The sequence below is a fragment of the Halomonas sp. BDJS001 genome, from assembly GCF_026104355.1.
In the GTDB taxonomy this organism is placed as follows: domain Bacteria; phylum Pseudomonadota; class Gammaproteobacteria; order Pseudomonadales; family Halomonadaceae; genus Vreelandella.
The window spans coordinates 1,407,465-1,425,715 of sequence record NZ_CP110535.1 but is presented as its reverse complement, the minus strand read 5'-3'; the positions used below and the strand labels follow the sequence as shown (position 1 = coordinate 1,425,715).

Annotated in this window: 12 protein-coding genes and 2 pseudogenes; 5 read left to right on the top strand and 9 right to left on the bottom strand. The window is 55.4% G+C overall.

What is annotated here, in order from left to right; all coding sequences use genetic code 11:
• Positions 1–48: 48 nt before the first annotated feature.
• Positions 49–1,314 (bottom strand): serine hydroxymethyltransferase, encoded by a 1,266-nt coding sequence (glyA, locus tag OM794_RS06560; protein WP_226251166.1) that lies wholly within the window; start codon positions 1,312–1,314, stop codon positions 49–51.
• 243 nt (positions 1,315–1,557) lie between these two features.
• Here glyA and OM794_RS06555 point away from each other — a divergent pair, with 243 nt between their 5' ends.
• Together OM794_RS06555 and OM794_RS06550 are read left to right on the top strand one after the other, a co-directional pair.
• Positions 1,558–1,989, top strand: a complete 432-nt coding sequence (locus tag OM794_RS06555) for a LexA family protein (RefSeq protein WP_226251165.1) — start codon at positions 1,558–1,560, stop codon at positions 1,987–1,989.
• Entirely contained in the window at positions 1,986–3,356 is a 1,371-nt protein-coding gene (locus tag OM794_RS06550) for a Y-family DNA polymerase (protein WP_226251164.1), read from the top strand. The genes OM794_RS06555 and OM794_RS06550 overlap by 4 nt, the downstream gene beginning before the upstream one ends.
• Here OM794_RS06550 and OM794_RS06545 read toward each other — a convergent pair.
• From OM794_RS06545 to OM794_RS06525, 5 genes are all read right to left on the bottom strand, one after another.
• Positions 3,318–4,781 (bottom strand): sodium-dependent transporter, encoded by a 1,464-nt coding sequence (locus OM794_RS06545; RefSeq protein ID WP_226251163.1) that lies wholly within the window; start codon positions 4,779–4,781, stop codon positions 3,318–3,320. The genes OM794_RS06550 and OM794_RS06545 overlap by 39 nt on opposite strands.
• Positions 4,782–4,913: 132 nt before the next feature.
• Positions 4,914–5,267: a hypothetical protein gene (locus OM794_RS06540; protein WP_226251162.1), complete on the bottom strand. Its 354-nt coding sequence runs from the start codon at positions 5,265–5,267 to the stop codon at positions 4,914–4,916.
• Positions 5,254–6,660, bottom strand: a complete 1,407-nt coding sequence (locus OM794_RS06535; protein WP_226251161.1) for an acyclic terpene utilization AtuA family protein — start codon at positions 6,658–6,660, stop codon at positions 5,254–5,256. Before OM794_RS06535 ends, OM794_RS06540 begins: the two co-directional genes overlap by 14 nt.
• Positions 6,657–8,567, bottom strand: a complete 1,911-nt coding sequence (locus OM794_RS06530) for a TRAP transporter permease (RefSeq protein WP_226251160.1) — start codon at positions 8,565–8,567, stop codon at positions 6,657–6,659. Before OM794_RS06530 ends, OM794_RS06535 begins: the two co-directional genes overlap by 4 nt.
• Positions 8,568–8,588: 21 nt before the next feature.
• Positions 8,589–9,554: a TAXI family TRAP transporter solute-binding subunit gene (locus OM794_RS06525; protein WP_226251159.1), complete on the bottom strand. Its 966-nt coding sequence runs from the start codon at positions 9,552–9,554 to the stop codon at positions 8,589–8,591.
• 156 nt (positions 9,555–9,710) lie between these two features.
• Between OM794_RS06525 and OM794_RS06520 the strand changes: the two genes are divergently transcribed.
• Together OM794_RS06520 and OM794_RS06515 are read left to right on the top strand one after the other, a co-directional pair.
• Positions 9,711–10,595 (top strand): LysR family transcriptional regulator, encoded by an 885-nt coding sequence (locus tag OM794_RS06520; RefSeq protein ID WP_226251158.1) that lies wholly within the window; start codon positions 9,711–9,713, stop codon positions 10,593–10,595.
• Between the two features lie 80 nt (positions 10,596–10,675).
• Positions 10,676–12,007, top strand: coding sequence for a M20/M25/M40 family metallo-hydrolase (locus OM794_RS06515; protein WP_265154374.1), 1,332 nt, complete (start codon positions 10,676–10,678; stop codon positions 12,005–12,007).
• A gap of 1,455 nt (positions 12,008–13,462) precedes the next feature.
• On the opposite strand, the pseudogene OM794_RS06510 reads toward OM794_RS06515, so the two are convergent.
• A pseudogene (locus OM794_RS06510) lies at positions 13,463–14,148 on the bottom strand (type 1 glutamine amidotransferase domain-containing protein).
• Positions 14,149–14,241: 93 nt separating this feature from the next.
• On the opposite strand from OM794_RS06510, the gene OM794_RS06505 reads away from it, so the two are divergent.
• Entirely contained in the window at positions 14,242–15,021 is a 780-nt protein-coding gene (locus OM794_RS06505; protein WP_226251156.1) for a CLCA_X family protein, read from the top strand.
• Between the two features lie 58 nt (positions 15,022–15,079).
• Here the strand turns inward: OM794_RS06505 and OM794_RS06500 are convergent.
• Positions 15,080–16,640 (bottom strand): annotated as a pseudogene (locus tag OM794_RS06500) (TRAP transporter permease).
• A gap of 384 nt (positions 16,641–17,024) precedes the next feature.
• Positions 17,025–18,152: a TAXI family TRAP transporter solute-binding subunit gene (locus tag OM794_RS06495; protein ID WP_226251154.1), complete on the bottom strand. Its 1,128-nt coding sequence runs from the start codon at positions 18,150–18,152 to the stop codon at positions 17,025–17,027.
• Positions 18,153–18,251: the final 99 nt, after the last annotated feature.

Here is an 18,251-nt window from a genome sequence, read left to right as displayed (position 1 = left end):
CCCGTTTTTTTGTGGCTTTCCTTAGCCAAGGAGAATGGCTATAGCTGCTTACTTATAAACCGGAAGCCGCGCACATACCTCGGCCACTTTATCCAGCACCTGGGCTTCGATGGCGCTGGTGTCTTCGCCCTTGGCCAGAACGTCCAGAATGTCACAGATCCAACCTGCCAACGAACTACACTCTTGTTCACTGAAACCGCGCGTGGTCACCGCCGGGGTGCCAATACGCAGGCCAGAGGTGACAAACGGGCTTTGCGGGTCGTTAGGAACAGCGTTCTTGTTCACGGTGATATGAGCACGACCCAAAGCAGCATCGGCATCTTTGCCGGTTACGCCCTGCTTAATCAGCGAAAGCAGGAAGAGGTGGTCTTCGGTACCACCAGAGACGATGTCGTAACCGCGATCGATAAACACCTTGGCCATTGCCTGAGCGTTCTTGACTACCTGCTGCTGGTAGGTTTTGAACTCGGGCTCCATAGCCTCTTTGAAGCAGATCGCTTTGGCGGCGATTACGTGCATCAAGGGACCACCCTGGCCGCCGGGGAAAACCGCTGACTGCAGCTTCTTCTCGATATCAGCGTCGTTTTCCGCTGAGAGAATCACCCCACTGCGGGGGCCGCGTAGGGTTTTGTGGGTGGTGGAGGTGACCACATGGGCATGGGGCAAGGGGCTAGGGTAAACGCCCGCCGCGACCAGACCTGAGACGTGGGCCATATCAACGAGTAAGTAAGCGCCTACTTCATCGGCGATTTCACGGAACTTGGCCCAATCAACAATTTGTGAATAGGCTGAGAAGCCGGCGATGATCATTTTGGGCTTGTGCTCGCGAGCAAGCTGGGCCACTTGAGCGTAATCAATTAACCCCTGCTCATCCAGACCGTACTGAATGGCGTTGTAGTGTTTACCGGAAAAATTAGGCTTGGCACCGTGGGTCAGGTGGCCGCCCGCATCCAGGCTCATACCTAAAATGGTATCGCCTGGCTTAACCAGCGCTTGGAACACCGCGCTGTTGGCTTGCGAGCCTGAGTGGGGCTGAACGTTCACGTAGGTGGCGCCGAACAGCTCTTTGGCGTAATCAATGGCCAGGTTTTCAGCGATATCGACGAACTCACAGCCGCCGTAGTAGCGCTTACCAGGGTAGCCCTCAGCGTATTTATTGGTCAGCTGGCTGCCCTGAGCTTCGAGTACGCGGGGGCTGGCGTAGTTTTCGGAAGCGATCAGTTCGATGTGGGCCTCTTGGCGCTCCACTTCTTTCTGCATGGCATCAAACAGCACATCATCAAATCCGGCAATTGTCATATCGCGGCTGAACATCGGCGGGAACCTCGTAACGAGAAAGGGTCATCATGGAAGAAGCGAGGGCGCTATCATAACGCAGCCTGACGCGACTTTCATCGCATCCTCGTCAGGTCTTGCATGAGCGTGATTCATGTAATGACAGAGGGAGAATCATCGCGAACGCAATGAAGCGATCTCAGGGGGCGTCAATTTGCATTTTTCTTCGCCATGAAAAATACTGTATATTTATACAATATTCTAAGCACCAGGATGCCAACGATGCCGGGCCAGTCAGCTTACTTTACATCAGCCTTGCCGTTAACCTCTCAGCCGCAGCCTTGTGGCCGCGCTGGCTTTAGTGGCTTTCCTTCGCCAGCCCAGGATTACGAGCCATGCACTCTGGATCTCAATACACGGCTGGTTAAAAACCCTACTGAGACGTTTTATGTCACCGCCACCGGCGACAGCATGGAGGGTTGGGGAATTTTTGAGGGTGATTTGCTGGTGGTTGATCGCAGTATTGAACCGCAACTGGGACATATTCTGGTCGCTATGCTAGAGGGCGAGGCGCTAATTAAACGCTATGCGCTTTATCGGGGAACGCCACACCTGTGCTCAACACATCCTAACTATCCGCCACTGCCACTTGAAGGCAGCGACTGCCAGCTATGGGGGGTGGTGCGCGCCGTCGTGCACGAGTACTTGCGATGATCGGTCTAATTGATGCCAACAACTTCTACGTAAGCTGCGAGCGGGTTTTTCAGCCCGCGCTGGAAGGCAGGCCTGTGGGGGTGATGTCAAACAACGACGGCTGCGTGATCGCCCGTTCAGCGGAGTTGAAAGCACTGGATATTCCCATGGGCACGCCAGCCTTTAAGCTTGAAAGGCTACGCCAGCGCGGAGAGATTCACCTGCTTTCATCCAATTACGAGCTCTACGGCGATATGTCGAGGCGGCTGACTCAACTACTACGTGATGCCTGCCCGGAGGTGGCGCCCTACTCAATAGATGAGATGTTTGTCTATTTAGAAGGCTTTACCAGCAAAGAGTGTGAAGCGCTGGGGCGACACCTGCGCCAGAGAATACGCCAGCACTTGGGCTTGCCGGTGTGTATTGGGCTGGCACCCACGCATACGCTTGCCAAACTGGCCAATCACTTTGCCAAGAAAGACCCTCTCTACCAAGGCGTTTGCTTACTTAATGGGCAGGATCACACCACGGAGGCGTTGCTCAAACGTACACCGGTAGGCAGCGTGTGGGGCGTCGGCCACAGGCTTGCCGAGCGCTTGGCCATTGGCGGCGTTAACACCGCCTGGGACTTGCGTGAAAGCAATGAAAAACAGCTCCGCAAACACTTCTCGGTGGTACTAGCGCGTACGGCGCTTGAGCTACGCGGCGTACCCTGTTTGACGATGAACGCGCTAGATAAACCCCGAGAGCGCATTATGACCTCCCGCTCTTTCGGACAACCGACCGGTGTGTTTGCAGAGGTGCATAACGCGCTGCGCCGTCACGCCCAGCGCAGCGCTGAAAAACTTCGCGAGCAGCGCAGTTTAGCCCGTGCGGTGATGATATTCCTCAACACTAACCGTCATCGTCGCGATCAGTTGCAATATTTCCCGCAGGAGCTGATCGCCCTGCCCTCACCCAGCGACGATACCCGGGTGATCCTTGATGCCGTACGCCAAGGCCTTGAGCAGATTCATCGCCCCCGCTACCAGTTCATGAAAGCTGGCGTGATGCTGCTGGATTTAGTGGATGCCGAACAGTACCAAATGTCGTTACTGCATCAACCTGCCCGCGATCACCACCCGTTGCTGATGGCAACCATTGATCAAATCAACCAGCGCATGGGGCAAGGCACTATCAGCTTTGGTATGACGGATGCCCCTGCTGCTTGGCAACTGCGCTGCGCCCACCGCTCAGACCGCTATACCACGCGCTGGGACGAGTTGATGAAAGTGGGCACTTACCCCGGCGCAGTCGCCGCCGCCGAGGCAAAGCAGAAAGAGAAAGAGAAGCAGAAAAAGCAGCAGGCGTTAACCAGCCCTAAGCGCAGTAAGCAGCCGCGGGCTTAAGGTTTCGCCAAGCGCGGCCATGGCAACCAGAATCCCCAGCAACCAGGGCCAGTGAGCCGCAAACGAGACCTGATAAACGCCCAGCGCGTCGACAAAAATCACCACAATGCCGAGCGGACTAACGTAACGCACCATGGACAGCCACAGCGCATAAGGTACAGGGGCAAGCCCGAGTTCCTGACGGAAAGCATCATTTTTTATTACAAACCCAGCCAGTACCACCATACCCAGGCCACCCAGCGGCATCATCCAGCGCGATGTCAGGTAATCCAGCCAGTCAAAGACATTCTTATCGGCCAGTGTCCAATCCTCGCCCAGGTTAAACGACAGCATCGCCAGCGTGCTGATCAGCCACAGCACAATACCGGTGCCCCAGGAGGCAGCCGAACGCGAGATGCCTTTGTTGTCGCACAGCCAGGAAACCGTGGCTTCGACCATTGAGATCGAAGAGGTCAGCGCTGCCATAGAGAGCATCAGGAAGAACAGAATGCCAAACAGCGTGCCCAACGGCATCGCCTGGAAGGCCAGCGGCAGGCTCATAAAGATCAGCCCAGGGCCTTCACCGGGGTTCATGCCATTGGCAAAAATAACCGGGAAGATTGCCAGACCCGCCATCAAGGCAACAACGGTATCCGCTACCGCCACACTGACCGTGGTGCGGCCAATCGAGGCGCTCTTGGGCAGGTAGCTGCCGTAGGTCAGAATCGCACCGGAGGCCAGCGAGAGGGTGAAAAATGCATGGCCAAGCGCTGCCAGCATGCCCTCGCTTGAGAGGCTGCCCGCCTTGAACGAGAACAGAAAGCTCACCGCCGCACCAAAGCCACCGGAGAACAGGCCAAAACCGATCAGCACTACCAGCATAATGACCAGACCCGGCATCATCCAACTGACGCTCTTCTCAATCCCTTGCTGAACCCCCTTGCCCACAATCAGCATAGTGGCCAGCGTAACGAGAGTGCTCCAGAAGCCGAGGTTCAGCGGATCAGCGTTGTTGGCGCCAAACACGGCGGCCATCTCATCGACGCTGCTGCCCGCCAAACCGCCGGTGAGCATTTTCCATAGATAAGAGAACGACCAGCCTGCCACAACCACGTAAAACGACAGGATCATAAAACCGCAGAGCATGGCCATCCAGCCAATCAACGACCAGGCAGGCGAGCGGCCGGACTCATTAACCATACGCCGTATGGCATCCACCGGGCTACCGCGCCCGCGCCGACCAAAGGCAATTTCGACCATCATCACTGGCACGCCCACGGCAAAGATGCACGCCAGATAGACCAGCACGAAGGCACCGCCGCCAAACTCCCCGGTCATGTAGGGGAATTTCCAAATATTGCCGAGTCCCACCGCGGAGCCGGTGGCCGCTAACATAAACCCCCAGCGGCCTAGCCATTGGGTGCGAGGTTGCCTAGAAGAGGTCATTGGCCCATTTATCCCGTCAGAAAAAGGCGACTATCCTAGAGGATTTCGTAGGCAATGCCCACTAAGCCCCAGCGTCTAAGCGTACACCGTGGCTTTGGCAGCGGGTCATAACCACCTAAGTCGAGGGTCTGGCTAAATATTCATTTCAAGGCTTAACAACAAAAACGACAGCGTCTTGCCATGCCCATCCAAATTAAGCGCGCCATTAACACCGCCTTCCAGCACATCATCAATCACGAAGTTCATGCCCGCCAAATTAGGCAAAGGGTAGCGCCGCACCCGGCTGGCACCGCGGTGAGCAAACAACGCCAGCACACGCTCCTCGGTTACCTGCTCCAACAGGGTGGTGTAGTGGTCTGGGTCATAGGCAAACAGTGCCACGTTAAGCCGCTCACCTTTGTCACCAGCACGGGCATGGGCGAGTTGATGAAGAGCGATTGAGGAAGGCAGGCTTACCGCTGCTTGCGTGTGTTTAGTTTGCAGCATAGCGTTCACTCCTGCGTTCGCCGAGCGGCGACGATTCAAACAGACTGGCATGGGGATGAATATCGCTACGCTTTACCAAATAGGAAGCGGTAAACACTCGCCTTTGAAATTGACGCCGCACGCCGCCGCCACCTGCTGGCCCAGCGCAGTAAAGCGCCAATAGCTCCTGGGTGGCACGGGCTACCCAGCGCCGCTCGCGGTGCTCGGCCGCCAACCGCAGCCGATAATCGCCGCTGGCGGAGGCTGAAGCGCTGCGCTGCAGCTCACCGCTATCGCTATCGAATACGCTGGCCAAGCCAATGATATCCAAGCGAGTGCGCAGCTCGGCAGGCGCTCGAAACACCAATCGTTCACGCAGTACCTGGGCGGCAAGCTGAGCTCTTGCCAAGGCGTTCGGGCCGGCATAGGAGATTTCCGCCTCGCCCTGCCAACCGCCTTCATAGCACACAGTGGTTTTGAGTCTCTCGGGCGCAGGCTTGCCACGAATTCCCGTCACCGCCACGCGATTGGGTGACAACTGACGCACCTCGGCGTGGGAAAGATCCACCGTGACATCCGGGGTTAGATAATTCGCCGGGTCATGCACTTCGTAAAGCAGTTGTTCTTTCACCGTTTGCTCGGTAACAGAGCCACCGGTATTGGCAGGCTTGGTAATAATAAGGCTGCCATCCTGCTCCACTTCAATAATCGGGTAGCCCACCGTGGCGAGCCCAGGCACGTCTTTAAAGCCCGGATCGGCAAAGTAGCCTCCGCTTACCTGGGCGCCACACTCTGCTAAATGCCCCGCCATCATGCCGCAAGCCAAGCGATCCCAATCGTCCCAACGCCAATCGAAGTGGTGCATCAGCGGCGCTAAAAACAGCGCCGGGTCGGCAACACGGCCTGTGACCACCACATCCGCCTGCATGGCCAACGCCTCAGCCAGCGCCTTGGCGCCCAGGTAGACATTGGCTGAAATCAGGGCGTCATCGACCGGCATATCCAGCCGCTCAGCCTCCCAGCGCTGTAAGTCCAAACTATGTAACTGCTGGCGAATATCATCACCGTGCACCTGTGCAATGCGTATATCCCCGCGCCCAAGCTGGTTAGCCAGATCGGCGATAACCTGACAAGCCCCGGTTGGGTTGGCCGCGCCAAAGTTACCTAGCACTTTAATATTGTGATCCAGACAATCCCGAAGCACTGGCGCCAACAGTTCATCCAGCAGTGGCTCGAACCCACTTTCGGGGTCGTCGCGCATGGCCCGATGAGCCGCCGCCAGCGTCCGCTCTCCCAGGGTTTCAAACACTAAGGCAGAGGGCTGCTGACGCTTGATTAATTCCGCCACTACCGCCACTGCCGCATCGGTGCGGTCACCTGAAAAGCCTGCGCCACTGCCTAATAAAAAGCTCATAGCTGTGTCTCCTTGGCCTGAAGAGTGTGGGGATCACTAGAGAGTGACGGAGGCACTTCATCCAACAGCGCACGACGACGAATAAACAGCCCAATAATTAATGCCAGTGCGGCTAGCGTGGAGAGCCAACCAGGCGTTAGGGCAAGAGCGACCACGACCACCAACGCCACAACGTCAATGACGCGTTTACCGGTCATCGCTACGCGACTCGTTAGCGCGGCAAAGGCCATTACGAACACCACGCCTTGGCAGCTAGCCAACGCAATATCGACAGCGGTACCAAACCCCGCCAAAGCTGGATAGATCAATAGCAAGAAAGGAATCACGTAGATCGCCGCCGCCAAGCGCACCGATTCAACCGCCGCAGGCAGCCAGTTGGTGTCGGCAATACCTGAAGCCACAAAAACCGCAATGCAAACGGGTGGTGTAATCACCGATAGCGTGGCGAAGTAAAAAACAAACAGGTGGGCAATCAGTGGCTCCACACCGATGGTGGTGAGCGCGGGCGCCAGTACCGACCCCACAAGCACATACGCTGCCGTGGTCGGGATCCCCATGCCCAAAATCAGACACACGCCGCCGACGATAAAAGCGACCAGGAACAGCGATTCGCCGCCTACCGTGACGATCAAGCTCGCTAGCGTCACACCGATGCCGGTCATACCGATCATCGCGACCAAAATCTGTGCGCCAGCCAGCAGCACGCCGATAATCACCATGCCCTTGCCTGCATCAACCAAGCCTGCCACCAACTTGCCGACAACCTCGCGCAGCGGCATCTTGGCAATCAGCGCAAAAGGCACAAACGTCAGTACGGTCATTAAGATGCCGTAGAACGCCGACATTTGAATCGAACGGCCGCTAAGCACGCCGTAAAACAGCCCGCCTAATGCAGCGAGAATGGGAATGATCCGCTCTGGCCGCATCACTTCAGACCAGCTTGGCAGCTCATCATCGGGCACTACCTGCAGTTGTCGCCGCTTGGCGACCAAGTGAATAGTGACAAACACCCCGAGATAGAAAAGAATCGCTGGTAACAGGGCCGCTAAGGCAATACGCAGATAACTTTCACCGAGGATTTCCGCCATGATAAATGCCGCAGCACCCAAAATTGGCGGTGCGATTTGACCACCGGTGGACGCCACGGCTTCAACCCCGGCTGCGAATGGGCGTGGATAATTCAAGCGTTTCATCATCGGAATGGTGAAGTTGCCCGTCGTAGCCACATTGGCCACCGCACTACCGCTCACCATGCCAAACAGTCCGGAGGCTACCGTGGCCACTTTGGCGGCACCGCCCGGTGAACGCCCGCTAATACGCAGCGCCAGATCCATAAAGGTATTGCCGCCCCCCGTGTGCAGCAGCAAACAGCCAAACAGCACGAAGGCAGCAATGGTCGTCGCGGCGACGCCCACCAGCATGCCCCAAACGCCTAAGTCACCGAGGTAGATGGTTTCAGTCATGTAGTAAAGATCGAAGCCCCGGTGACCAAGTGGCCCTGGGATTGCCGCCCCCAGCCACGCATAAGCCAACCCCACTAACACCAACAGTGGAAAGATCACGCCGATGGCACGCCGTGACAGCTCCAGAATGGCCACTAGGAGTACGCCGGTCAGCAGCATATCGCGAGGTGTTGCCCAAGGAAGCTCAACCAGAATTTGTTCGTGATTGAACGCTACATAGCTGCAGGCGACTACCACGCCAATCGCCAATGCGATATCAATAGCGATGCCAAGCGGTCGCCAGCGCTTGCCTTGCCCTAATGGGTAAACGGCAAGCCCTAGCAGGATGACCAGCGCGAGAAAGAGACTCCGCTGAATCAAGCTCTCGAACGGCCCAGTGGCGGAGGTATAAAGAATTAGCCCACCCAGCAGGAGCGCTAAACCTTTGGTGAGTATCTCACGCATGATCATCTTCTCCGATTGGCCTTACTGAACAGGCTGCAAGGCATCGGGGATGTCGTACCCCTGCTCTTCGAAATAACGCGCAGCACCGGCGTGAAGTGGCACAGTGCCAACCTCCAACGTCATCTTCGCCATATCCGCATCCTGCATGGCCGCAAACGCATTAACCTGAGGCTCCGGGTTTTCCATCACGGCTTTGACGATTTGATAGGCGGTCTCTTCATCCATATCCGGATGGGCGTGCACGGCAACCCCGAAGGCCCAAGTGGTGTAAGCGGGAATACCCTCTGCTGCCCCTTCAGGGACATCGACAATGGCTACGTCGGGCATTTCGCTGCGCAGTGTGTCGGCCTGCTCTTGATCAAGCGACAGCACACTTATCGGTGTGAAAGTGGCAATATCCATGGAGGAGCCATCCAGGCGTTCTCCGACACCCGACTTAACGGATCCCATCACCCGGCCATCTTTCATGGCGTCGACCATATCGGTCGTTGAGCCACGCACATAGTCAGGCTCAATACCTAGCGTGCGCATTACCGCTTCGGTGGTTTTCTCAGTAGCTGACCCCGTGATCCCAGGGTTGAAGCGAACACCGTTTAAGTCAGCGAAGGTTTCCACTTCAGCATCCTGGCGCATCACGGTATTTTGCGGTGCTACGGTGTAGACCCATAGCAGGCGGTTATCGACGGGGCGGCCTTCAAAATCCTCCTCGCCCGCGTAGGCGTGATAGCCGGTATTGGTAGTAACCAGCCCCATATCAATTTGATCACGCCCTAAACGGCGCAGGTTATCCACCGTGGCGCCGGTTTCGGCAACCGAAGAACTGATTCCTTCGACTTGGTTATTAATAATCTGATTAACCGCGACAAAGTAGCTGTAGTGACTGGAGGAGCTTGAGGTAGAGCCGATCAACAGGCGCTCATCAGCATGAAGGGTAGCAGCAGCCAGCACCGTGGCGCTGGCCACCATGGCAGTAAGTAGCGTTTTCATTGTGTCTCCGAAGCTCGCGAAGCGAGCTATTGTTATTGTAGAGCAGTTTTTTTGTAAACGGTGATCGCGACGCTGTTGGCATGCGATACAGCAAGCATGGTCTGCCAGTTATATTTTGTATATTGAATAGTTTTTAATTTATGTTTTACTTTCTAAATGAATCCAAGCATCCAGCAGTTGCGTGTTTTTGTAGCCGTCGCCCATTCCCGCAGCCTTGCAGAGGCCAGCGAGCGGATACACCTTTCCCAACCAGCGATCTCCATCGCGTTGCGCAAACTTGAGGAGAGTGTGGGCGGTGCGCTGTTTGCCCGCACTACTCGCCAGCTTGCCCTCACACCGGAAGGCGAAGCCTTTCTGCCGGTTGCCGTGCGGCTATTGAATGATTGGAATGAAGCTTTTGAGGATCTTAACGATCAGTTTTCAAAACAGCGTGGCAAGGTGACTATCGCCGCCCTGCCCACCCTCGCAGCGGGTCTGTTTCCTCGAGTTATTAAGCGTTTCCATGAGGCCTATCCGCGCATCAACCTCAGCCTGCACGACGTGTTGGCCGAACAGATCAATCAGATGGTGAGCGAAGGCCGCGCTGACCTGGGGCTTTCAGTGCCGCCAAGCGATGCAGATGACCTGACGTTTGAGCCCGTTCTTGAAGATAGCTATGTGGCCGTTTGCTCCAGCGGGCACCCGCTGCTGGCACAATCGACAGTGGCCTGGAGAGAGCTGGCGGAGTATCCATTTATTGGCATTAATCGCCTTTCCAGCTCACGCCAGGATATTGACCGTATTATGCAGAGCGTGGGAGAGCGGCTGGATATTTTATGCGATGCGCGCCAGATCGCCACGGTAGGCCGGATGGTAGCTGCTGGGTTAGGCATTAGCGTGCTGCCCTCTCTCAGTTTTCGTCAGATCGCCACCGATGGCATCGAACACCGCCCTCTGGTCGAGCCAACCATACGCCGTGAGCTGGGTATTATATTAAGTCGACGCCACCCTCCTTCCGCCGCAACGAGTGCTCTACGTCAACTGATACATGATCACCCCTGAGGGGTTTTCTCTACACAAGAGATAGGAATCTGGCAGACTAGAGGTGATTAACATCCACCTCAAATGAGTGAGCGACAACGATGAGCGATAGTGCAAAACCCTGGACACAGCCGATGCCCGACGCGCAGTTCAAACTAATGCGCGAAATCCTTGCGGCCCCCAGCCCAGTAGGTTTGGAAGCCGCGATGACATATGGCGTGCTGAAGCCACATTTCGAATCTTTCGCCCCTAAAGGCTGGCACCTTCACCAGTTTAAGGGCAACGCAGGCGTTGTGTTGGACACCCACCCTGACCGCGACGATATGTTCAAGGTCATGATCATCGGCCATGCGGACAAAATCCGTATGCAGGTGCGCTCGATTGGTGAGGACGGCAAGATCTGGATCAACACGGACTCCTTCCTGCCCACCGTGCTTATCGGCCATGAGGTGAAGCTGTTTAGCGAAGACCCCGACACTCCAGGTAGCTACCGCTGCATTGAAGGCGGCACGGTAGAAGCCCTGGGCGCAATACACTTCTCTGACCCTGCCCAGCGCGATGGTAGCAAAGGCCTGAAAAAAGAGCAGATCTACCTGGATCTACAGATCCATGGCGAAAACAAAAAGCAGCAAGTGCTGAACCTAGGTGTGCGCCCCGGCGACTCGATTATTTTTGACCGCCCTATTCGCCCCGGCTTTAGCCCCAATACTTTCTACGGTGCCTACCTGGATAACGGCCTGGGCTGTTTTGTGGCCGCTGAAGTGGCGCGTTTGATCGCGGAAGCAGGCGGCACCAAAAACGTGCGCGTACTGTTTGCAATTGCCAGCTACGAAGAAATTGGCCGTTTCGGCAGCCGCGTGATGGCCGGTGAAATGAAGCCGGATGCATTGATTGGCGTCGATGTAAATCACGACTATGTAGCCGCCCCAGGCATCGGCGACAAGCGCATGCAGCCGTTAGAGATGGGCAAAGGCTTCACCATGGCGGTGGGCTCGATTGCCAGCGAACAGCTCAACCGGATTATCGCCACTGCCGCTAAAGAACAAGGCATTCCGCTGCAGCGCGATATTGTGGGTGTAGATACGGGTACCGATGGTATGGCGGGCGTACTGGCCTCTATCGACAGTGCCGCCACCTCGATTGGGTTTCCCATCCGCAATATGCACACTATCTCAGAAACAGGTCATACCCAGGATGTACTGGCGGCTATTCACGCCCTCACCCACACCTTGCAAGCCCTTGACCGCCTGCCCGACCTGCAGCGTGAGTTCCTTGATAACCACCCACGCTTAGACCAAGCGAGCCCGCTTACTCACCAAGGCAGCGACAAGCCTGACAGCGAGGATGATGTTAACAACGACGAAAGTAGCGAGAGCCAAGCAAGTCACCAAAGCAATCACAGCAAGAAAAACAAGAAGAAAGGCAAAAAGTAAAACAAGCGTATAAAAAAAGAAGCCCCGACCTTTCCCTGGCCGGGGGCTTTATCAAACCTTCCTTGATCTGTCTTCACAAACATCCTGTTTGTGCTTCCATGAGCGTAAGCTTTCCTAGCTCGATCTTCCCTGTTTCCACTTCCTTATGGTGTTCACCCACAGTGAACCTTAAAGCAAGTTATTTATCTAACCTATGTTATCAAAACGGAAAAAATATCTTTTTTCACTTAGGTTAATTGCACTAATTTAAAGCACATTATTTTATATTTTCATATGGCGCTTATGCCCAGCAGCGCTATACTTTTATAAGTATCGGTAACGATACTGCTCTACACGGACGTTACCACGCCTGAACCATCAACAACCTACTGGTAGGAGGTCAGCGTGCGCGACATTATAATTATCAATAAAGTCAACGGACTGGATGTCATCTGTCGTCATTGCGGTAACTCAGAGTCACCCAAGAATCCGTTTTTTAACCGCTTCCGCTTGGAAGGCACCGGCAAGAACAGCGCCACCATACGCTGCCTAAACTGCCAAACAGCGGTTGAAACACCCATGAGTGAATTAAGCTCACTTTATTATCACTATGCTTGTTGAAGGAAGTATTTCCTTGCTGACGGTTCTATTATAGAAAGGAGTAGTTTTTGTAAACCAGACTTTCCATCATCGTCAGCATGAGCCACAAGCATAAAAATTAATAAAAGCTTTATAAGAGCTTAATTAAACTGTCATTGATGTCAAAAAAAACCCGGCCAATCCCTGGCCGGGTTTTCATCAGCTCATCCTTGATCTTACGCAACAAACATCCTGTTTGTTCATCCTTGTGCTATACAAGCAATCCTTGCTTGTTTTTCCCTATCGCGAGTTCCTTTCGCTGCGTTCACACAGTGCGCCTTATAACCAAGTGTTTATCTAACCTATGATATATAATAGGAAATAAATTGTTTTTTAAAGCTTCTTATACCTTAGATCAGACACTTGGCAAACTTAAATAAAACAAACATACAGTCACGAACGTTTACTAGCTACTGTTCTGAAACCTCATACACTCACATTTAGCATGAACCGCTGCCGCACTTAACATCAACATAGCCCCTGAGGCTTGGTCACGGTAGTGCTAAACAGTAGCCGGTGTGGCAAGCGGCTACCATGACCGACTTAGGCGTCTAACTGACTGAGTTGTTAGAACATACGCATTACTGGAGAAATCTTCCGCATCACTTTTGTACAATAATTTACAAACCAACTGTTGTACAAATTCCTTTTACGATATAGTATTTGTATTGTTCGCGGCAAGGACACCGCGAGACAATGGAATGTTCACTCAGGAAGAGTGAAAGCACACCAAGGAAGGTGCAGGCAACTCAAAAGCGCTCCCTCATGGGGGCGCTTTTGCTTTGCACTGAGGAACACCTCACCGTTGCCATCAAACGCGTTAGTCATAGCGGAGCGTTATTTCGAGAGCCACGCCATCAGCGTCTCAGCTGTCAGCGCTGAGGAAGGGGGGTTTTGTCCAGTGATCAGTTGGCCATCTTCACGTACATAAGGAGTGAAATCATCCGCTTTACTATAAATCCCGCCGCACTTTTGCAAGGCATCTTCAACGAGATGCGGCACGATATTAGTCAAGCCCACCGCCTCCTCTTCGCCGTTGGTAAAGCCTGTTACCTGGCGGCCTTTTACCAGCGGCTCGCCTGCGCTGTCTTTGGCATTAATCAGGACAATCGGCGCGTGACAAACCGCGGCAACCGGTTTGCCTTGGGCGATAAAGGTTTCAATCAAGCGAATCGAGTCCGCATCGTCAACGAGATCCCATAGCGGGCCATGCCACCGGGGTAGAATACCGCATCGAAATCCTCGGCCTTCATGTCGCTCAGACGATGGGTAGCGGCAAGCTCCGCGTTAGCTTTTTCATCTTGCTTAAAGCGCCGCGTTTCATCGGTTTGGCTATCGTCTGCGTCACTTTTGGGATCCAGCGGCGGCTGCCCACCCTTGGGCGATGCCAGCGTTACTTCAGCACCCGCGTCTTTAAAGACATAATAGGGGGCTGCCAGCTCTTCGAGCCAAAAGCCAGTTTTATTGCCGGTATCGCCCAACTGATCGTGAGACGTCAGCACCACTAAAATACGCTTGCTCATATCTCTCTCCTGACGGTGGAAAATAAGGCAATTAAAATGCGTTACGGTTAGTTAGTGGGGGTCTGGATGGCGGAATGCAAGGAGACACGGCAAGTGAGCATCGAAGCGCGGGATTTTTATCGCAGTGGCCCTGACCATCGTCAGGGGCAAGCCAGCAGTTTTACTCTGATCCGGCGTCAGTTTGATTTTCGCTCCATTGAGATTGGCCGCTGGGTCACCAACGCTGAGCGCGACCGGGCTGCTGAGCTGTTTCATGATGCACTGTGCGATCTCATGCTGATTCTACAGGGGCCAGAGGCATTGATTTCACTACGCGGCTCAATCGCACTGCAGTATGGCAGCGGTGGTCGACCTGGCGTTTCTGCCCACTACGACCCTAGCCAACGCAGCTTTTCACTGGCCAAAAATGCAGGCCCCGGCAGCATCGCCCATGAGTGGTTTCATGCTTTTGATCACTACATCGTCAGCAAGTGTTTTCGCGGCACACCAGTCAGCATGTTCGCCTCTACCGCCTGGCTCGCCGATGCAGTGCCCATCCCCCACCCGCTTAATCAATTATTGATGAAGTGCTTCAAGGCTATTCTGCTGCAGCCAGCAGGCGATCAGCCTAGCGAGCTGTTTAAGCGCTCCGCACAAATGGACAAAAAACTCGGTCAGCTCTACTACAGCAAACCCGAAGAGCTCTGCGCCCGCGCCTTTGAAGCCTTTGTTCAGGATGCGGCCATCACCAATCACTTCCTGGTCAAAGGCACCAAGGCCTCTCCTGAAGCGGAAAGAGGCCTTTATCCACGGGGCGCACAGCGAGAACAGATCAATGCCGCGTTCAGCGACTACTTTGGCAGGCTGGGGAAAGCGTTGCGGGAGGTAGAGTAAGCATGACGGCGTTCGGCAGGCTCTGCTGACAAACGCCGTGGGTGTTAAGCAGCTTCACCTAGGTGGAGCACTTCGTAATGCTTGCGTGTTTCGTAGTGTGCAGCATCGCCATCAGGTAGCACAATGCAAGCGCTAGAAAGCCCAGCAGATCACTGATCCATTCAGGGTAGATCATCAGTGCGGCAGGCACCAGTAGCGCACAACGCATGCGCACTCCCACCGAACCTATTCGATAAAGATATCCTTCCATCGCCGCTGCCACCAGCCAAATCGCAGTCATGGCTGTAAAAGCGGAGGCTATCACGCTCAACAGGGGGCCCTGCAAAATCAGCGATGGGTTGAGCACAAACAGGAACGGCAGCACGAACAGCACGGCTCCCAACCGCACGGCATGCAGGCTCGTTAGGGTACTGTTGGCGCCCGCCACACCGGCCGCAGTAATGGCGGCCAGCGCCACGGGTGGCGTGATATAGGAGAGCATTCCCCAGTAAAGAATGAACAGGTGGCTGGCGAGAGGATTGAGACCAGCCCCCACCAGCGCTGGCGCAAGCAGGATCGACAGGAAGATGTAGCATGCGCTGACCGTCATTCCCATCCCGAGGATAAAGCTGGTAATCGCGCCTGCCGCCAGCATCAGGGGAATGCTGTCACCTGCATACAACAGCAGTTCGCGAGAGAAAGCCCCTGCAACCCCCGTATAGGAAAGCCCACCGACCACCAAACCGATACCGGCCAAGACGGCGACCAGACTCCCCACCCCGTGTGCTAGCTGATAGAAAAAATCCAACAGTTGACTGATACGCAGCCGCTGCTGACGGCGTACCAGTGCAATCGCCAGCAATATCAAGGTGGCATAGTAAGGCGCCTGACTTTCCAGACGCATGACAAGCAGCATGTAGATCAGCACGCCCAGGCTGAGCAGGTACGGCCATCCAGAGAGCAGCGTGTCACGCACCCTGGGAATATCCTTGGCGGGCATGCCCGTGAGGCCTTTGCGGGCAGCATAGTTATCCACCTGAAGCAGCAGGGCCAGGTAGAAGAGCAGTGCGGGCAGCAACGCCGCCATCATGACCTCACCGTAACTGACGCCGAGGAAGGAAGCCATGATGAAGGCAACGGCCCCCATAACGGGCGGCATCAAGGTTCCGCCCGTGGAGGCGCACGCCTCTACGGCTGCGGCATACTCGCGTGAATAGCCACTGCGTTTCATGGCAGGAATGGTAATCGTCCCTGTGGTCAGGATATTGGATACCGCACTACCGGATAAGCTGCCCATGAAGGCACTGGAAACGACGGCCACCTTGGCGGCCGCCGCGGCTTCGGCCCATCAATGCAGTGGCGAAATTCATGAAGAACTCACCGCCACCGGTGATGGTCAGCGCTATCCCGAACACGACGAAGCCGATAATCAGGTTAGCGACGACCTGCATCGGCACGCCCACAATGCTTTCCGCCCCCATGACATGGGCTCGGATGGTTTCCCCCCATCCAAAACCATTACTCCACAGGAAACCAGGCATGTGGCCTGCATAGAGCGGATAGAGCCCAAATAGTAGTGCCACGGCAAAAATTGCCCAGCCACCACAGCGGCGAACGCCCTCCAGCACCAGTAGCAGCATCATTGTTGCCACCAGTGTGGCTTCGAGCGGGGCGAAATACTCCCATCCTTGCTGGGTCATGCGCAGGCCATTAAGGCCAAGGTAGATAGAGCCACCAAGAGCAGCCCCCGCCAGCACCCAGTCATACCAGGGGAGGCGTTCGGTATCAGCCTTGCGAGCCGGAAAGATCAGCAGTGCCACCGATAGGAACAGCCCTATCAGGTAGTAGATGAAGGCATTACCGATCGGATAGAACCCCAACAGCTTTAGGGCAAAGGTTTGGTTGATCGTCATCAACAGGCCGACGGCCCCCAGCCCCATCACTATCCACCTTGCCGAACCTTCCAATCGCTCTTGACTTGAATTGCTCATGATGTCGCTCCCAGTGACATATCCACCCCGTGGTCAAAGCGCGCCAATCACTTCTTGCCGACGAGCTTCCCAACGTTCGGCAAGCGCATCCCCTTCGAGGTCGGGCTCCTCGTCCAGCAGGCTATCCCAAGCTTGCTTCAGTGCTTCCAGGCGGGCAAGGCGGTTATCGTTCCATGTTTGCATCTCCTCGCTCCATAGCCCTTTCTCTTCCATGTAGCGGATAGCCCCAGGGTGGAAAGGTATATCGATAGGCGGCACGCCGGAGTCCTCGATTGCCCAGCGGTGAATGGCAGCGGTCGCGTCACGATAAAGGTCATAACTCTCATCCAGGCTCTTGATGAACTGGTAGACCTCTTCTTCGTCACGATTAGCCATGGCCACGATGATCGGGTAACGGTAGGCAAGCATGTTGGCGGGAGATTCTTCGCTTAGCCCGGCGCCAATGGTTTCACGAAATGACTGGAAGACGGGGGCCACCTGGTTCATGCGCACCCAGCCCTCATCGTCATCTGCAGGAATATCCACCCAGCGAATACCACGCGACGACTCTTCCAGCTCATAAAGCTGGCTGGCGGTGGTGGTCGTGCAGGTGGCATCGGCCCGATCCTCGACCAGCGAGCTCATGGCGGCGCCGTGAGTCGGGAACAACACCGCCTCCACATCGTCTCGACTCAGCCCTGCAAAGGCCAGGATCGCATCACATTTCACATTGACCGAAGGGTTGCCTGCCACGTAGGCAACCCGCTGCCCCCGCAAATCTTCGAGCGTGTGGATATTGGCGTCGGCAGCCGATGGCACACCGAAGGTAGAGGGTCTTCCAGCAACGGCTCTGAGATCTTGGGGCCCCCAGCGACGCTCGCTGAAGTCGTAAATTCCCTCCGTTGCAAAGAAGGACTCCGTGGCCAGGTAGGCATAGTCAGCTCGGCCGCTCACCAGGGGCTGCAGTCGCCCAATGGCCGATCCCGCAGGCTGGATACGGATGCGGGTGTTGTAGGCCTTGCCAAAGGCATCGGCGATGGCGGAGGCCTCCGAGTGCCCTTGCGAGCCTACATCATAGGCGGTCCATGTCATGGTGCTGGGAAGCTCTGCGGCCGAAGCCGTATTGGCTAGAACGGCAAAAACGGTGGAGATAAGGCCAGTGGCCAGGTGCGTGCGTTTCATGGTTTTGCTCTCATGTTGTGTTGTTATTGGCATCAACATCATTGGTGATTGTTATCAGCCCATTCGACTGGGCAGTCAGGCACACAATGGTGCACTGGG

Excerpts from the sequence above, each read along its gene's own strand:
- glyA (WP_226251166.1), bottom strand. The coding sequence starts at position 1,314 with ATGTTCAGCCGCGATATGACAATTGCCGGATTTGATGATGTGCTGTTT.
- OM794_RS06555 (WP_226251165.1), top strand. The coding sequence starts at position 1,558 with ATGCCGGGCCAGTCAGCTTACTTTACATCAGCCTTGCCGTTAACCTCT.
- OM794_RS06550 (WP_226251164.1), top strand. The coding sequence starts at position 1,986 with ATGATCGGTCTAATTGATGCCAACAACTTCTACGTAAGCTGCGAGCGG.
- OM794_RS06545 (WP_226251163.1), bottom strand. The coding sequence starts at position 4,781 with ATGACCTCTTCTAGGCAACCTCGCACCCAATGGCTAGGCCGCTGGGGG.
- OM794_RS06540 (WP_226251162.1), bottom strand. The coding sequence starts at position 5,267 with ATGCTGCAAACTAAACACACGCAAGCAGCGGTAAGCCTGCCTTCCTCA.
- OM794_RS06535 (WP_226251161.1), bottom strand. The coding sequence starts at position 6,660 with ATGAGCTTTTTATTAGGCAGTGGCGCAGGCTTTTCAGGTGACCGCACC.
- OM794_RS06530 (WP_226251160.1), bottom strand. The coding sequence starts at position 8,567 with ATGCGTGAGATACTCACCAAAGGTTTAGCGCTCCTGCTGGGTGGGCTA.
- OM794_RS06525 (WP_226251159.1), bottom strand. The coding sequence starts at position 9,554 with ATGAAAACGCTACTTACTGCCATGGTGGCCAGCGCCACGGTGCTGGCT.
- OM794_RS06520 (WP_226251158.1), top strand. The coding sequence starts at position 9,711 with ATGAATCCAAGCATCCAGCAGTTGCGTGTTTTTGTAGCCGTCGCCCAT.
- OM794_RS06515 (WP_265154374.1), top strand. The coding sequence starts at position 10,676 with ATGAGCGATAGTGCAAAACCCTGGACACAGCCGATGCCCGACGCGCAG.
- OM794_RS06495 (WP_226251154.1), bottom strand. The coding sequence starts at position 18,152 with ATGAAACGCACGCACCTGGCCACTGGCCTTATCTCCACCGTTTTTGCC.